16 protein-coding genes and 1 pseudogene are annotated in these 14,225 nt (G+C 65.5%); 7 read left to right on the top strand and 10 right to left on the bottom strand.

Going from position 1 to position 14,225, the window contains the following annotated elements; translation table 11 throughout:
• Positions 1-23 precede the first annotated feature (23 nt).
• Positions 24-1,148 (top strand): 23S rRNA (uracil(747)-C(5))-methyltransferase RlmC, encoded by a 1,125-nt coding sequence (gene rlmC, locus BACI348_RS06490; RefSeq protein ID WP_159824472.1) that lies wholly within the window; start codon positions 24-26, stop codon positions 1,146-1,148.
• A 9-nt stretch (positions 1,149-1,157) separates the two neighbouring features.
• Here the strand turns inward: rlmC and BACI348_RS06485 are convergent, their stop codons facing one another.
• The gene (locus tag BACI348_RS06485) at positions 1,158-2,570 is read right to left on the bottom strand and encodes an aminotransferase-like domain-containing protein (protein WP_159824471.1); all 1,413 of its coding nucleotides are present in this window, start codon (positions 2,568-2,570) and stop codon (positions 1,158-1,160) included.
• Here BACI348_RS06485 and BACI348_RS06480 point away from each other — a divergent pair.
• Together BACI348_RS06480 and BACI348_RS06475 are read left to right on the top strand one after the other, a co-directional pair.
• Positions 2,569-3,537, top strand: coding sequence for a DMT family transporter (locus BACI348_RS06480; RefSeq protein ID WP_159824470.1), 969 nt, complete (start codon positions 2,569-2,571; stop codon positions 3,535-3,537). The genes BACI348_RS06485 and BACI348_RS06480 overlap by 2 nt on opposite strands.
• 2 nt (positions 3,538-3,539) lie before the next feature.
• Positions 3,540-4,163, top strand: a complete 624-nt coding sequence (locus tag BACI348_RS06475) for an FMN-binding negative transcriptional regulator (protein WP_159824469.1) — start codon at positions 3,540-3,542, stop codon at positions 4,161-4,163.
• 173 nt (positions 4,164-4,336) lie between these two features.
• Here BACI348_RS06475 and BACI348_RS06470 read toward each other — a convergent pair whose 3' ends face one another.
• The 4 genes from BACI348_RS06470 to BACI348_RS06455 form a co-directional block, all read right to left on the bottom strand.
• On the bottom strand, positions 4,337-4,669 hold the full coding sequence (locus BACI348_RS06470; protein WP_442858492.1) for a hypothetical protein: 333 nt from the start codon (positions 4,667-4,669) through the stop codon (positions 4,337-4,339).
• 68 nt (positions 4,670-4,737) lie between these two features.
• On the bottom strand, positions 4,738-4,875 hold the full coding sequence (locus BACI348_RS06465; RefSeq protein ID WP_159824468.1) for a hypothetical protein: 138 nt from the start codon (positions 4,873-4,875) through the stop codon (positions 4,738-4,740).
• A 44-nt stretch (positions 4,876-4,919) separates the two neighbouring features.
• Positions 4,920-5,351 carry a hypothetical protein gene (locus BACI348_RS06460; protein ID WP_159824467.1) on the bottom strand — a complete coding sequence of 144 codons (432 nt, stop codon included), beginning with the start codon at positions 5,349-5,351 and terminating at the stop codon, positions 4,920-4,922.
• A gap of 8 nt (positions 5,352-5,359) precedes the next feature.
• Positions 5,360-5,611: a hypothetical protein gene (locus tag BACI348_RS06455; protein ID WP_159824466.1), complete on the bottom strand. Its 252-nt coding sequence runs from the start codon at positions 5,609-5,611 to the stop codon at positions 5,360-5,362.
• A gap of 402 nt (positions 5,612-6,013) precedes the next feature.
• Here BACI348_RS06455 and BACI348_RS06450 point away from each other — a divergent pair, with 402 nt between their 5' ends.
• A complete protein-coding gene (locus BACI348_RS06450; RefSeq protein WP_159824465.1) occupies positions 6,014-6,709 on the top strand; it encodes a TetR/AcrR family transcriptional regulator C-terminal domain-containing protein in 696 nt (231 codons plus the stop codon).
• A gap of 243 nt (positions 6,710-6,952) precedes the next feature.
• Here BACI348_RS06450 and BACI348_RS06445 read toward each other — a convergent pair whose 3' ends face one another.
• Entirely contained in the window at positions 6,953-7,774 is an 822-nt protein-coding gene (locus tag BACI348_RS06445) for an SDR family NAD(P)-dependent oxidoreductase (protein WP_159824464.1), read from the bottom strand.
• 146 nt (positions 7,775-7,920) lie between these two features.
• On the opposite strand from BACI348_RS06445, the gene BACI348_RS06440 reads away from it, so the two are divergent.
• A complete protein-coding gene (locus BACI348_RS06440; protein ID WP_159824463.1) occupies positions 7,921-8,307 on the top strand; it encodes a TfoX/Sxy family protein in 387 nt (128 codons plus the stop codon).
• Here the strand turns inward: BACI348_RS06440 and BACI348_RS06435 are convergent, their stop codons facing one another.
• A complete protein-coding gene (locus BACI348_RS06435) occupies positions 8,308-8,961 on the bottom strand; it encodes a LysE family translocator (RefSeq protein WP_328699921.1) in 654 nt (217 codons plus the stop codon).
• Between the two features lie 101 nt (positions 8,962-9,062).
• On the opposite strand from BACI348_RS06435, the pseudogene BACI348_RS06430 reads away from it, so the two are divergent.
• Positions 9,063-10,645: pseudogene (locus tag BACI348_RS06430) on the top strand (alkaline phosphatase D family protein).
• An 80-nt stretch (positions 10,646-10,725) separates the two neighbouring features.
• Here the strand turns inward: BACI348_RS06430 and BACI348_RS06425 are convergent.
• Entirely contained in the window at positions 10,726-12,129 is a 1,404-nt protein-coding gene (locus BACI348_RS06425) for a GntP family permease (RefSeq protein WP_159824462.1), read from the bottom strand.
• A 41-nt stretch (positions 12,130-12,170) separates the two neighbouring features.
• Positions 12,171-12,707 (bottom strand): gluconokinase, encoded by a 537-nt coding sequence (locus BACI348_RS06420; RefSeq protein ID WP_159824461.1) that lies wholly within the window; start codon positions 12,705-12,707, stop codon positions 12,171-12,173.
• Positions 12,708-12,900: 193 nt separating this feature from the next.
• Between BACI348_RS06420 and BACI348_RS06415 the strand changes: the two genes are divergently transcribed.
• Positions 12,901-13,635 (top strand): FadR/GntR family transcriptional regulator, encoded by a 735-nt coding sequence (locus BACI348_RS06415; RefSeq protein ID WP_201298389.1) that lies wholly within the window; start codon positions 12,901-12,903, stop codon positions 13,633-13,635.
• 143 nt (positions 13,636-13,778) lie between these two features.
• Here the strand turns inward: BACI348_RS06415 and BACI348_RS06410 are convergent, their stop codons facing one another.
• Entirely contained in the window at positions 13,779-13,982 is a 204-nt protein-coding gene (locus BACI348_RS06410) for a cold-shock protein (protein ID WP_050056011.1), read from the bottom strand.
• Positions 13,983-14,225: the final 243 nt, after the last annotated feature.

The following is a 14,225-nucleotide window of genomic DNA, read 5'->3' as shown; positions in this document are numbered from 1 at the left end:
ACAGCGGGTAAAATTTCCGGGTCATGCATTGCTTGTACTTCGATGCCGGCCGTTGCCGCTCCTGCACCCACATGGGTATCCCCTACGTTGAACAGCTGGCGGGCAAGCAGGCTCACTGCCGGACCCTTCTCGCCGACCACACGTCCTTGCAGTGGCTGCCTCCCCTCGCGGGCCGGGAGTCCGGTTTCCGCAACAAGGCCAAAATGGTGATCGGTGGAACCGCGCAGAACCCCACCATCGGGATCCTCGATGCCGACGGCCACGGAGTGGACCTGCGTAAATGCGGCATCTGCTCGCCAGGCCTGCGCGAGTGCTTCCCGGTGCTGGCGGACTTCATCCGCCAGCACCGCCTGACGCCCTACGATGTTCCGCGGCGCAGCGGCGAGCTCAAGCACCTGATCATCACCGAATCACCGGACGGCGACATGATGCTCCGCCTGGTGCTGCGCTCGGAACAGCTGGTGCCGCGCATCCGGAAGCACCTTCCCGGCCTGTTGACTGCCCTGCCGCAGGTTAAGGTCGTTTCGGCCAACCTGCTCCCGGAGCATAAGGCGGTGCTGGAGGGCGACCGCGAGATCGTCCTGACAGAGCAGTCCACACTGCAGATGCGGGTCAACGACGTCAGCCTGCACCTTCGGCCGCAGAGCTTTTTCCAGACCAACAGCGAGATGGCGGCGGCGCTGTACCGGCAGGGACGTGAGTGGGTGAACGAGCTGGCACCTTCCTCGGTCTGGGACCTCTACTGCGGCGTGGGCGGCTTCGCCCTGCACTGCGCTGCCCCGTCCCGGACCGTCACCGGTATCGAAACCAGCAGCGAGGCCATCGTCTCGGCGCGGCTCAGCAGCGGTGAAGCCGGACTGCAGGGGATGCAGTTCAAGGCCGGGGACGCCACCGCCTTCGCTCTCGCAGCGGAGCAGTCGCCGGAGCTGGTCATCGTCAATCCTCCCCGGCGCGGCATTGGCAAGGAGCTGTGCGGCTGGCTCGAATCGTCGGACGTAGAGCATGTTGTCTACTCGAGCTGCAACGCCCAGTCGCTCGCCCGCGACCTGGCGGCACTCCCCTCGTTCACGGCGCGCCGGGCCCGCGTTCTGGACATGTTCCCGCAAACCACCCACTACGAAACGATGGTCCTGCTCAGCCGGGCGTAGGTTGGTGCCTCAGCCAGTGTTCCGGTCCAGCATCCCGCCGATGATCCGGGCGCCCTCGGGGAAGGCGCCCGGGTTCGTCCCCGAGTAATTGAGCCGGATGAACGGGCCCGCGGGTTCGGCCGGGAACCACTCGTTACCGGGGGCGATGATCACCCCGGCGGATTCGCAGGCCCGCACCAGCCGCTCCAGGTCAGTTCCGTCCGGCAGCCGCACCCACACGTTCAGGCCGCCCTTGGGCACCTGCTCAATGTGCCCCTGCGGCACGTGCTGCCGCAGGCTCATGACCAGCAGGTCTCGCCGGGATTCCAGCTGGTGGCGGACGCTGCGCAGGTGCGTCTGCCACCCCGGCTGCGTGACGACGTCGAGCGCTGCCGCCTGCAGCAGCCCGCTGACGTACATCGACTCGGCCGCCCGGTCAGCAAGGATGCGTTCCCGCGCCGGGCCGCGGGCGATCACCGCTGCCACCCGGATGGACGTCGACACACTCTTGGTCAGCGACCGCAGGTAGACAACATGCCCCGAATCGTCCCGGGAGGCGACCGGAACAGGGTTGCTGGTGATGCCGAAGTCGTGCGCCCAGTCGTCCTCCACAAGGAACGCGCCCTGGGCACGCACCACATCCAGCACCTGGTCGCGCCGCTCAGCCGTCCACTGGGCGCCGGTGGGGTTGGCGTAGTTGGGCTGGGCGTAAAACACCCGGGCTCCGGACTCCTCAAAAGCGCGGGTCAGCTCCTCCGGGTCAGGACCGTCGGGACCTACGGGAACGGGGACCACGCGCACCCCCGCCTGGGCGGCCGCGAGGATCGCGCCCCAGTAGGTGGGCGATTCCAGCAGTAGCGGCTGCCCCCGGCCCACCAGTGCGCTGAAGATGGAGCTGAGTCCGCTCTGGCTTCCCGGGAGTACGACGACGTCGCTCGGGTTCGGCGGCGTTGTCCCGGCGGGCGTCGATGCACCAAGCTCGTGCGCGAACCACGACTGCAGTTCCGGCAGGCCGGCGGCGGGGGGACGCGACAGGGCTGCGTCACCCCGGGCGGCACGGGTAAGGGCGGCACGGACCAGCCGCTCGGGCAGCAACTCGCGCGCAGGATAACCGGAGTGGAACGAGATGACGTCAAGCGGCAGGTCGCGCATGGTGGACGATGCCGGGGGCAGGGCGGCAAGTGGTGACCGCAGCGCCGCCGTCTGCCACCCGTAATCGGACGGCTTCGCTGTCCTGGCGGCGCGCACGAACGTGCCCACGCCCGGCCTGCTCTCGATGAGGCCCTGCGCCGTCAGTGTCTGCAGGGCTTTCTGCACGGTGACAGGGCTCGCCTGGTATTCGGCCACCAGGGAACGGGTGGACGGCAGTTTGGCTCCGGGCGCGGCAGCGGCCATCCACTTTTTCAGGTGCGCCACGATCCGGGAACTGCTATCGTTGTTCATGAGAGACAATAGTAGCGCTACTCGTCCAGAGCGCACAGTGATACTGCCCCCGCAGGCTTCCGGAATTTGGCTGGGACTTGCCGGGGTTGCGGCGTTCTCTTTTACCGTTCCGTTCACCAAAGTGGCCGTTGCCAGCCTGTCTCCCCTATTTATCGGCTCCGGCCGGGCAGTCGTGGCGGCAATTCTCGCAGGCCTAGCCTTGGCACTGACCCGGCAACGGCTCCCCCACGGGATGCAATGGGCACGTCTGGCCGTCGTGGCGGCTGGCGTCGTCATCGGTTTTCCGCTACTGACCTCCTTCGCCCTGACCTCCACGCCCGCCAGCCACGGCGCAGTGGTGATCGCGTTGCTCCCCGCCGCTACTGCAACCGCCGCCGTGATCCGCGGGCGGGAACGTGCGCCTCGCACGTTCTGGCTGGTCACTGGCCTGGGCGCCTGTGCGGCCATCGTGTTCGCTTCCCTTTCCTCCGGCGGCTTCGGGCAGTTGAACTGGACCGACCTGCTGCTCCTCGGTTCGGTGGCTGCCGCTGCCATCGGCTACGCGGAGGGCGGCATGCTGGCCCGCGAACTTGGCGCCTGGCAGACCGTTTCCTGGGCACTGGTGCTCGCGTCGCCGCTGATGGTGCTGCTGACGGCGGTCTCTATAGCCCAGCAACCGCCGTCCGCGGGGCTGGTGCAATGGATGGCGTTCGCCTACCTCGGGGTAATCAGTATGTTCCTGGGGTTCTTCGCCTGGTACCGCGGCCTGGCGATTGGCCCCATCGCGTCCGTCAGCCAGATGCAGCTGATCCAGCCTGTCCTGACCATCTGTTGGGCGGGCCTCCTGCTCGGCGAAAGCCTGACCTGGCCCACCGTCTTTGGTGGCGTGGCTGTCATCTTCTGCGCCGGGGCCGCCGTCCGGGTCAGGCTCAAACCGGCAGCAGCGCCTGCCCATCCCCTCCAGACCCTTCAGCCAGCAAAGGACTAAGCATGTACACCCCAGCCCACTTCACCGCCGGCCCGGATACTGTCCAAGGCCTCCTCGCCAGTCCAGGCGCGGCCAACCTGGTCACTATGACGCCGCAAGGCCTGCTCGCCACGCTTGTGCCGTTTGTTTATGATCCCGGCGCAGGCGCGCACGGTGCGCTGCTGGGGCACCTCGCGCGGAACAACACGCAGTGGTCAGAACCGGCCGTCGGCGAGGCACTGGCAATCATCCAAGGAGGGGACGCCTACGTCTCGCCGTCCTGGTACGCGTCCAAAGCAGAGCACGGACGGGTTGTCCCCACCTGGAACTACACCACTGCTCACGTCTACGGCCGGCTGGTCATCCATGAGGATCCGGAATGGATTTCAAGCCAGGTCTGGCTGCTCACCGGGGTCCATGAGGCCGGCGCCGAGCATCCGTGGAGCGTGGACGACGCACCGGAACGCTTCATCGCCGGGCAGTTGCGGGCAATCGTGGGCGTGGAACTGGTGATCAGCCGCATCGAGGCGAAGGCCAAGCTGAGCCAGAACCGGCCTGCCGCCGATGTCGACGGTGTGGTTGCGGGGCTGACGGCAACGGGGCACGCGGGGATGGCCGCCGATGTGGAGCGCGCCCGTCCCAACTAAGCAGTGCCAAGTGACGCTTCCATGTCTGTCAGGCGGGCGAAACGGGTGCGGACGCAGCTCGTGGTGACCGGCGCGGATCCCGATGCTGACCCGGACCTTGCGGCCGGGCGGAGGTAGGAGCCCCGCGCCGGGAGGTATCACGCGTCAACCGGCATTGGACGATCTGAACACGGTCAGTGCGGGGAAGGGTCTGACGGTGTCTTGCTCGGCTGTGATGCCCTGCGGAGACTTTCGTCGACTCCTGCTTCGTACCAGAAGATTGCCGCGGGGTCCGGGTCGGGGGTATCGAGGCTTTGGTAGAGGCTGTCCAGCAGGATCACCAGGGCACGGTCGGAGAGCCGGGACGTGATGTGTTCGGGCCCGAGGGGGTCATGGATGATTCTGCAGAGCTGCTGCTCTGTCATCGTAGCCCCGGCCCACTTGGGCTCGGGCCGGTAGCTGATGGACCGCGTCCTTGCCGGCCGCCGCAGGGACCGGGCGTGTCTGGTCTTACTGATCATTGTCACTGGGGTGCCTCCTCTGAAATGTTTTGTAGAAGGCGCTGCCGTCAAGCCGGGGCGCCTTTTGGCTGGGTTTAGCTGTTGCCGGTATGGACGATGCTTTCGAGGTCTATCTGGTGGGCGGGGGCGTCGTCGAGTCCGTCAGGTGTGAGGTCCAGGTCCTCGATGTTCGCGGTGCTGCCTGGTGGGGTGGGATTGATGGGTCCGTTCATGAGCGGTACACGTTCCGTTCTGAGGTATGGGATGGGCTCCGGCGCTATCGGGGCAATTCCATTTGGAAACCGCAGCGGCAGCGCAGGACTTTGGTGGCGAAGTAGGCCGCGAGTGAGGCCTCCGGTGGGGAGTGGTTCTCGGCGGGAAAGGTCCGCAGACTGGTTTCGGGACGGGGCCCGGCCGGGACCATGGGCTCGCCGCAGTGGAAGTAGGTGTTGTCCCGGTGGACCAGGTCCCCGTACCGTGCCGAACGATGGGTGAGGGCAGAAAGGTGTTCCCTGGTGGTGTCCAGAACCCTGGACTGGCGGCAGTTGCTGCAGCGGACGGCGACGGCGAGGGTCCCTGTTTGCCGGCCTTGCACAGCCGGGGATTCGATGATGAGGTAAACGTCGGTGTCGCATCCCGGGCACCACGGCTGGTGTCCGCGCGGCTGGTTCTGGTCGTAGGGAAGGTAGCTGCTGGGAGAGGTGGTCATGTCCGGATTCAGACCACTGCCGGGTAGCTGGCCAGAATGTAATCCGCCGCCGCCGGGCCCTTCATCCGCAGGTGCTGCTCTGGAGACAGCCGGTGCTTCATGGCCGCCCAGAAAGCCTGCTCCGGCCGGGGCACCTTGCCGGAGAGGCAGCACCAGCTCGTATAGAGGCCGTAGAAGGAGTCCCCGCCCAAGCCCTTCTCTGACTCCTGCTCGCAGCAGGTGGCTTCCTGAAGGAATTGATCGAAATGTGATGGCGCCATGATGGCTCTTTTCAACAAGGTGCAGGCATCCGCCGAGGGCTACAGCGGATATCAGACCTGATGCTTTGCACGGAGCATCAGACGAAAGTGCCGGGTCCCCGATCGGGTCGCCGGCCTGGTGAGACCAGGTGGAACTGGATAATCACGCCAGCCCTAGAGCTGGTCCGTTACCAAGCGGTCAAGCGGGTCGCTGGTTGAGAGACGTTCTTGTCTGATCAGATGCCTTCCAAAGGTACTGACGTGAAAAGAGCGGCTGCGGGTCCTTGCGAAGTGTGGTCCCGGGGCTGAAACCGTGTCGACAAGTTATCTACACTGTAGACATTAGGCGTAGACTGAGTGATAAGCAAGCCCCTTTATCCTCTCCGAGCGGGTTGGCCCGGCCTAACAGCAGGAGGATTCTCCATGGCCTCATTCAAGAGTAGGCCCAAGCAGCCGACACCCGGCAAAGCCCGGCTGAACAGGGAACTCGTCCTGGTGACCGCGCTCAAGCTGGTGGATTCCGAAGGCTTGGAGGCGTTGAGCATGCGCCGGCTTGCGCAGCAACTGGGGTGTGATCCGATGAGCCTGTACCGGCACGCATCGAACCGCGCTGCCCTGCTGGACGGCGTGACGGAGACGGTCCTGAACGAACTGGCCATCCTTCCCGACGACCCGGACTGGCATGCCCAGCTGCGCCGGGTCGCGCACGACCTCCGCCTCCTTGCTTTGCGGCACCCCAACGTCGTGCCCCTGCTGGTCACCCGGCCGCCCTCCACTCCCCTGGGCCTGAGGCCACTCGGGACGCTGCGACCCCTGGAGCAAATACTGGCGCTGCTGATACGGGCCGGTTTCGCCCCCGCGGACGCCCTGCACGTCTACCGCGCCTACTACGGGTACCTCTACGGGCACATCCTCAACGAACTTCAGGAATTCGTGGTCGACCCCGAAGAATACGAGGCCGTCCTCCGCCTCGGCCTGCACCGCCTGCCGCCCCAAGAGTTCCCCCACCTCCGGGCACTGGGCCCGGCCCTCGCCGACTACGACGGCGGCGCCGAACTCGACCAAGGCCTCAACGTCTTGCTCACCGGACTCACCACCCAACTCACCACCGGGCGCTAGCCAGCAAAACCAGAGGTCCTAACGCACGGGACCAGTGCTGGGAGACGCAGGCACCGGTTCAGCGCACACCCGCAGTCCGGTCAATGCTTCGCTTTAGTCGCTGATCGTGCAGGCTGCAGTTTGTAACTGCCTAATCAAGGTTCCCGTGTCGCCGTCATGCCCACAATGGGAGAGATTTATCCTGGGCAAAACCGCGGGCCAAGCGAACTGCTTCCCCGACTGGGGAACTGGGGCTGCCCGAACCTAGGCTTCCTGAACCAGCTCTTCGCTCTTCTCCCACAGCCCGCGGGCAAGGTCGGCGTCGTAGGCCTGGGGGTTGGCTTTGGCCAAGGCGCGCTTGGCGTAGTAGGCGCCGGAGATCCAGTCCTTGCCCGCCGTGCCGTTGATCAGCCACAGCATGGTGTCGGCACCCTGGTCCGGGGTGAGCATAAACCGGTTGAGCAGCGTCTTGTAGGCGTGCCGGAACGGGCTGGTGGACTCCGCAGCGAAGTTGGTTCGGACCACGCCCGGGTGGAAGGCCGCCGTCGTAATACCCTGGCTGGCGAAGCGGCGGTCCAGCTCGGACGTAAACAGGATGTTGGCGAGCTTGCCCGTGCCGTAGGCGCGGTTGGTGGAGTAGCCGCGCTCGGCGGTGAGGTCGCAGAGGTCCAGTTTGCCGAAGCCGTTGGCCGCGCTGGCGGTGTTGATCACCTTGGCGTTGCTGGCTGCGAGCGTTTCCATCAGCAGTGTGGTGAGCAGGAACGGCGCCAGGTGGTTGACCTGGAACGTGGATTCGTTGCCGTCCACCGTGAGGGTGCGCTTGCCCATGATGCCGCCGGCGTTGTTGGCCAGGACATCGATCCGCGGGTAGTCGGACATCAGCTGCGCGGCGAGCGAACGGACCTGTGCGAGGTCGGCGAAATCGCTGACGAAGTAGTCCGCATTCAGGTCCTTGGCAATGGCGCGGGTCTTCTCTTCGGACCGCCCGACGACGACAACCTGCTCCCCTGCCTTCGCCAGGGTCCTCGCGGCTGCTGCCCCGATGCCGTCGCTGGCGCCGGTGATCACGATGGTGCGAGGAGTCAAGGGATGTCCTTTGGTCGAGGGAGGGCCGGCCTCCCGGCGGGAGCGCCTTGCCTCTGGCACAACGACGACGGGCGGCCGGGTGTTCCCCGGCGCACCCGGCCGGGCATATCCTGCACTCACAGCCGAAGCCGGGGAAGGGAACGATCATGGAGATGCCGAAAGCGTCCGACGAGGACAAAGAGCGGTTCCGGTCGCTGGTCCCGGACCACCCCGATGTGGTGGTCAAGCCGATGTTCGGCAACCTGGGCGCGTTCGTGAACGGCAACATGTTCGCCGGGCTTTTCGGACCCACCATCGGCATCAAGCTGTCCCCGGAAGACCGCGAGGAACTCGAAGGATCGGAACGCACCGTCCCCTTCGGCCCCGCCGAGCGGCCGATGGGCGGCTACACGGGGCTGCCGGAGATGTGGAACGAGGAAGGGGACGGTGACGACGCACGGGCGAAAGCCTGGATCCACAAGGCCTTCGAGTACATCGCGACGCTCCCGCCCAAGGAGCCGAAGCCCTCGAAAGCCCGAGCCGCGGGGAAATAGTCAGTGGGCCGGTTCGAGCGCGAGTTTGAGCCCGAAGCCCACCAGGACCGTTCCCGTGATGCTGTCGATAATGCGGATGCTGCGGGCGCCCTTGAGCCAGCGGGAAGCGTAACCCGTGCCGAAAATCAGCAGGGTGAACCAGGCCATCGTCAGGACGCAGTGGACCCCGGACAGCAGCACGCCCACCAGCAGCGGCGACTCCCCTGCCGGGATGAACTGCGGGATGGTGGCGATGTAGAAGATGCCCACTTTCGGGTTCAGCAGGTTGGTTCCGGTGCCGGTCAGCCAGCCCTTGAACAGCTCATGCCGGCCGGACACCACAGCCTCCGCCTGGGGATTCGCGACAGCCGCCTGGCCGTGCCGCAGGCTTTTCCACAACAGCGACAGCCCCAGCCAGATCATGTATGCCGCCCCGGCAACGGTCAGCAGGCGGTAAGCGAACTCCGACGCCGCCAGCAGCGCGGACGCACCAACCGCCGCAGCGATTCCCCAGATCATCGCTCCGGTACTGATTCCCAGCGCTGTGGCAAACGCGAACGGCCGTGACCTGGAGATGGACGAGCGCAGCACAAGGGCGGTGTCCATGCCGGGCACCAGCGTGAGGAGTCCGGCAACCACAGCAAACGACAAAACAGCCTGAAGCAGAGTCACCATTCAAGGATATGGTGGCCGGCGGGCTTCCCTTGACCCGCAGTTCACTTATGGTTCACGCAGGCAACAACCGATGTCCAACCGTCCTCCCTAGCGTCGAACGCATGGACAACATCTCACGCAGATCCCTTATTTCCGCCGGCCTGGGTGCCGGCCTGGTCGCCGCCCTGCCGGGTGCCGCCGTGGCCACTTCCATCGCGGACGACGCCGGTCTCCGCACCGACCCGTTTATGCTCGGCATCGCATCGGGCGAGCCATCGGCGGACGGCTTCGTGATCTGGACCCGCCTGGCGCTGTACCCCCTCGCCGAGGACGGCCTGGGCGGCATGCCCGCACGCCAGGTACCCGTGGCCTGGGAGGTCGCCGAGGACGCAACCATGCGCACGGCAGTAGCCCGCGGCGTCGAGCACGCCCGGCTCGAAACCGCCCACTCAGTGCACGTGGAACTCAAGGGCCTGAAGCCGGGCCGCGAATACTTCTACCGGTTCCGCAGCGGCCGGCATATCAGCGCGACCGGCCGCACGCTCACCGCGCCGGCACTGCATGAAACTCCCGCCGCATTGGCCATGGCCTTCGCCAGCTGCTCGCAGTACGAGCACGGCTACTTCACCGCGTACCAGCGGCTCGCCGAGGACCACCCGGACCTGGTGCTGCACCTGGGCGACTACCTCTACGAGTACAAGAAGGGCAGCTATGTGATCGGCGGCGGAAATCCGCGCGACCACGCCGGCCCGGAGACGCTCAACCTGGCCGGCTACCGGCAGCGGCATGCGCAGTACAAGGCCGACGCCGACCTGCAGGCAGCACACGCGATCGCGCCGTGGCTGGTGGTGTGGGATGACCACGAGGTAGACAACAACTGGGCGGATGACATTCCGGAGAACCGGGACGCGGGCCAGCTCAACGACACCACAGAACGGTTCCGGCAGCGCCGCGCCGCCGCATTCCAGGCCTACTACGAGAACATGCCGCTGCGGGCCTCGTCCGTCCCGGCCGGGTTCGACATGAAGATCTACCGCACCATCCAGTGGGGCCAGCTCGCCAACTTCCACATGATGGACACCCGGCAGTACCGCGACGACCAGCTGGCCGGCGACGGCTGGCGGAAGAACGTGGCCGAGCGCCTGGCCGAGGACCGCTCCATCACCGTGCCGAGCAGGAGAAGTGGCTGTTGGACGGCTTCAGGAACTCCACCCAGCGCTGGGACATCCTGGGCCAGCAGGTGTTCTTCGCCGAGCGGGACCGGGACAAGGCCCTCGACGTGGACGACGTCTCGATGGACGGCTGGGATGGCTACGCTGCCTCGCGGCGACGCATCACCCAGGGCTGGCTGGACGCGCAGGTACGCAACGCCGTCGTACTCACCGGCGACGTGCACCGCAACTGGGCCAACGACCTGAAGGTGGACTACAAGGATCCCGCCTCGCCGGTGGTGGGCTCGGAGCTGGTGTGCACGTCCATTACGTCCACGGGCAACGGCACGGGCTCCACCACGGACCCCACCATGGCGTGGAACCCGCACCTGAAGTTCTACAATGACAACCGCGGCTACGTGAACACGAAGATCACGCGGGACGCTTTGACGGCCGAGTTCCGGACGCTGGATTACGTCACGACGCCGGGCTCTCCCGTCAGCACGAAAGCCTCCTTCACCATCCGGGACGGCGTCCCCGGGCTCCAGGCCTAGGCGGGTACCTTAAAAAGTAGTAGCGCCAAGCGTCGTTTTAGAGGTTCAAACGACTCTTGGCGCTACTCAGTTGGGGGTAGCTAGCCTGCCAGGCCGGCCACCAGGAAGATCACTGCCGCGATGGCGAAGCCCATCACACCTATGAGCGTTTCCATCACGGTCCAGGTCTTCAGCGTGGTCTTGACGTCCATGCCGAAGAAGCGGCCCACCAGCCAGAAGCCGGAGTCATTGACGTGCGAGACCACCACGGAACCGGCCGCTACGGCGATGACCATGGCGGCGACCTGCATGCCGTTGAGTCCGCCCGCTGCCACGGCGGGCGCGATCAGGCCCGCAGTGGTGGTCAGTGCCACTGTGGCGGAGCCCTGCGCAATGCGAAGGATGGCTGAGATTAGGAAGCCGGCGAGGATCAGCGGGATGCCGAGTCCGCCCAGGACGTCGGCCAGTGCCTTGCCGATGCCGGACGTGCGGAGCACACCGCCGAACATACCGCCGGCGCCGGTGATCAGGATAACGGAGCAGACCGGACCCAGGGAGGATTCCAGCAGCTTCTCCAGGGCGCCGGCATCGCGGCCGCGCCGGGTGCCCAGGACGAACATGGCCACGAGCACGGAGATCAGCAGGGCCACCGGCGTCTCGCCGATGGTGCGCAGGATCTGGAACCATTGCTCCTTCTTGACGTCATCGGAGAGCACGCCGGAGGAGGCCAGGGTGTTCAGGCCGGTGTTGACGAAGATCAGGACCAGCGGAAGGAGCAGCAGCCCGATGATGGTGCGGAAGCGAGGCGGGTGCGATTCGGCCTCGGCGGACGCGTGGCCGAGGATTTCGGGCACCGGCAGGACCAGCTTTTTGCCGGTGTACAGGCCGTAGAGGTAGGCGGTCACATACCAGGTGGGGATTGCGACGATGAGGCCGGCGATCAGGACCAGGCCAACGTTGGCCTCGAAGAACGTGGCGGCGGAGACCGGGCCCGGGTGCGGCGGCAGGAAGATGTGCATTACGGAAAACGCACCGGCGGCCGGCAGGCCATAGCGAAGCACTCCCCCGCCCAGGCGGTGGGCCACGGCGAAGACAACCGGCAGCATGACCACCAGGCCGGCGTCGAAGAAGATCGGGAAGCCGAAGATCAGTGATGCCAGGCCAAGCGCAAACGGGGCGCGCTTCTCGCCGAAGAGTCCGATGAGGTAGTCGGCCAGCACTTTTGCGCCGCCGCTGGTTTCCACGATCCGGCCCAGCATCGCGCCCAGCCCGACAAGGAGCGCCACCGTACCAAGGGTGGAACCGAATCCGTTGACCAGGACGGGAACCACCTGGTTGGCGGGGATGCCGGTGGCGAAGGCTGTGGCGAGGCTGATCAGGATCAGGGCGATCAGGGCGTGCACGCGCAGCTTGATGATCAGGAACAGCAGGGCGAGGATCGCGGCTGCGGCGATGAGCAGCAGGGGGCCTGCTCCCAGCGTCTGGGTCCATCCTTCGATGGTCATGGTTCTCCTTTGAAACGGAACTACTTGTTGGGGATGGGGGTTTAAGAGGCCTGGTCTGCGGGGAACTGCAGTGCAGCGAGGATAGTTTGGACCAGCTCTTCCGGGGACTTTGAGATGTCCAGCCGAAGGCTGCCGGCGGCAAGTTCCTGGTCCGTCAGGGGCTCCAGCGTTGCCAGCTGGCTGGGCAGGAGCGTGGGCGGCATGAAGTGGCCTTCGCGGCCCTCCATGCGCTGGCCGATCAGGTCCGCCTCGCCATGGAGGTGAAGGAACAGGACGCGTCCCTCGGCCTTGGCCAGGAGCTGGCGGTAGCTCTGCTTGAGTGCGGAGCACGTGAGCACAGTGCTCTTGCCGCCATGCGCCTGGGCGGTCATCCAGGCCTGGATTTCCTGGAGCCAGGGCCAGCGGTCCTCGTCCTGCAGGGGATTGCCCTTCGACATTTTCTGGATGTTGGACTGCGGATGGAATTCGTCCGCTTCGGCGCAGGCCCAGCCGAGCTGACGGGAAAGTGCTGCCGCGATGGTCGACTTGCCGGAACCGGCAACGCCCATCACCACCAGGTGCGTGGCGGGATACTGCATGTTCTACCTCCGAAGAAGACGCCGTTGGCTTAGTGAAGAAACCGTGTTTGCGCATTCCTTGCGGTCGTGCGCCGAGAGTTAAGGTATCACCATTTCCTGCGACAGATACTATCTTTTAGTGTCACAAGTCATACCTTTCCCCGTTTCCCGGTAGGCTGGTACCGCGCGCAGGTGCGCAGAGGAAGGCAGGAAGATGTCGACGGCGTCATACCAGTACCAGGGCAACGCGGACGACGGCGGGAGCTCCCCCGCGATGCCCGGCCGGGTTGTCGAGGCCGTGGGCGTGGCCATCGCCTCAGGCGACCTGCCGCCCGGAAGCCGGCTCACCCTGGAGGGGCTGCAGCAGGAGTACGGGATTTCCCGGACGGTCGCGCGCGACACCATGAAGGTCCTCGAATCGATGAACCTGGTGTACTCCCGCCGCCGCGTGGGGATCGTGGTGCAGGAACCTCGGCACTGGAATGTCTTTGATCCCAAGCTGGTGCGTTGGCGGCTTGCCTCGGACCGGCGCGAGCTCCAGTACAGCAGCCTCACGGAGCTGCGCATCGCCGTCGAACCTATTGCCGCCGCGGGGGCTGCCCGGCGGGCAAGCGCCGCCGAGCGGGCCCAGCTGGTTACCCTGGGCGCGGAACTGCGCCGCCTCGGCGAGGCCGGGGATCTCCAGGGGTTCCTGGCGGCGGACATCGAATTCCACCAGCTGCTGCTGCGGAGCTGCGGCAACGAGATGTTCCAGGCGCTGGAAGGCATGGTGGCTGAGGTGCTGACCAGCCGCACCCAGCAGGGACTCATGCCGTTCAAGCCGCGAAACGAGGCGCTGCAGGCGCACGAGGATGTGGCAGCCGCAGTGGCCCGGGGCGATACCGTGGTGGCCGAGACGGCGATGCACCACATCCTGGACGAAGTCCGGAATGCCATGGGCCTGCACTAGAGGGCAGCCAGTCCGGTGCCGCAGAATCACATCGCGCCTGGGACCCGCAGTAGCACGTATGGGTTAAACAAAAGGCAGGGCCGGTCAATGACCGGCCCTGCCTTCAAACTTTGAAACCCTGAGGCCCCAGTTTCCCTAAGAGATTAGAGAGCCTGGATGTTGGTGGCCTGGGGACCCTTGGGGCCCTGCTCGGTTTCGAAGGAAACCTTCTGGTTCTCTTCGAGGGAGCGGAAGCCGTTGGAGTTGATCGCAGAGTAGTGTGCGAAAACGTCCTGTGAGGAGTCATCGGGGGAAATGAAGCCGAAGCCCTTTTCAGCGTTAAACCATTTGACGGTACCAGTAGCCATTATTTTTGTCCTTCGTGAAGGTGGAGGAAAAGTCCCGACTTTCGGGTCCTCCGGTGTGGGGTGTTCAAAACCGCTACTTCAGAAGAACGCGGACTTTCGACCGCGCGTACTGCCTGAACTACCAACTGCATAAACACAACAACAGGATCAACACTACAGGAGATTTGGCACGGCACTTACCACAACGGCTCTACAGGCATATTCTGCGAACAGATTCACACCCCTCCTGACCACCGGGAGAAA

Origin of the sequence: Arthrobacter sp. 9AX (assembly GCF_902506095.1) — a bacterium.
In the GTDB taxonomy this organism is placed as follows: Bacteria; Actinomycetota; Actinomycetes; order Actinomycetales; family Micrococcaceae; genus Arthrobacter.
The sequence above is the reverse complement of the archived record's forward strand: the minus strand, read 5'-3'. Positions and strand labels throughout refer to the sequence as shown.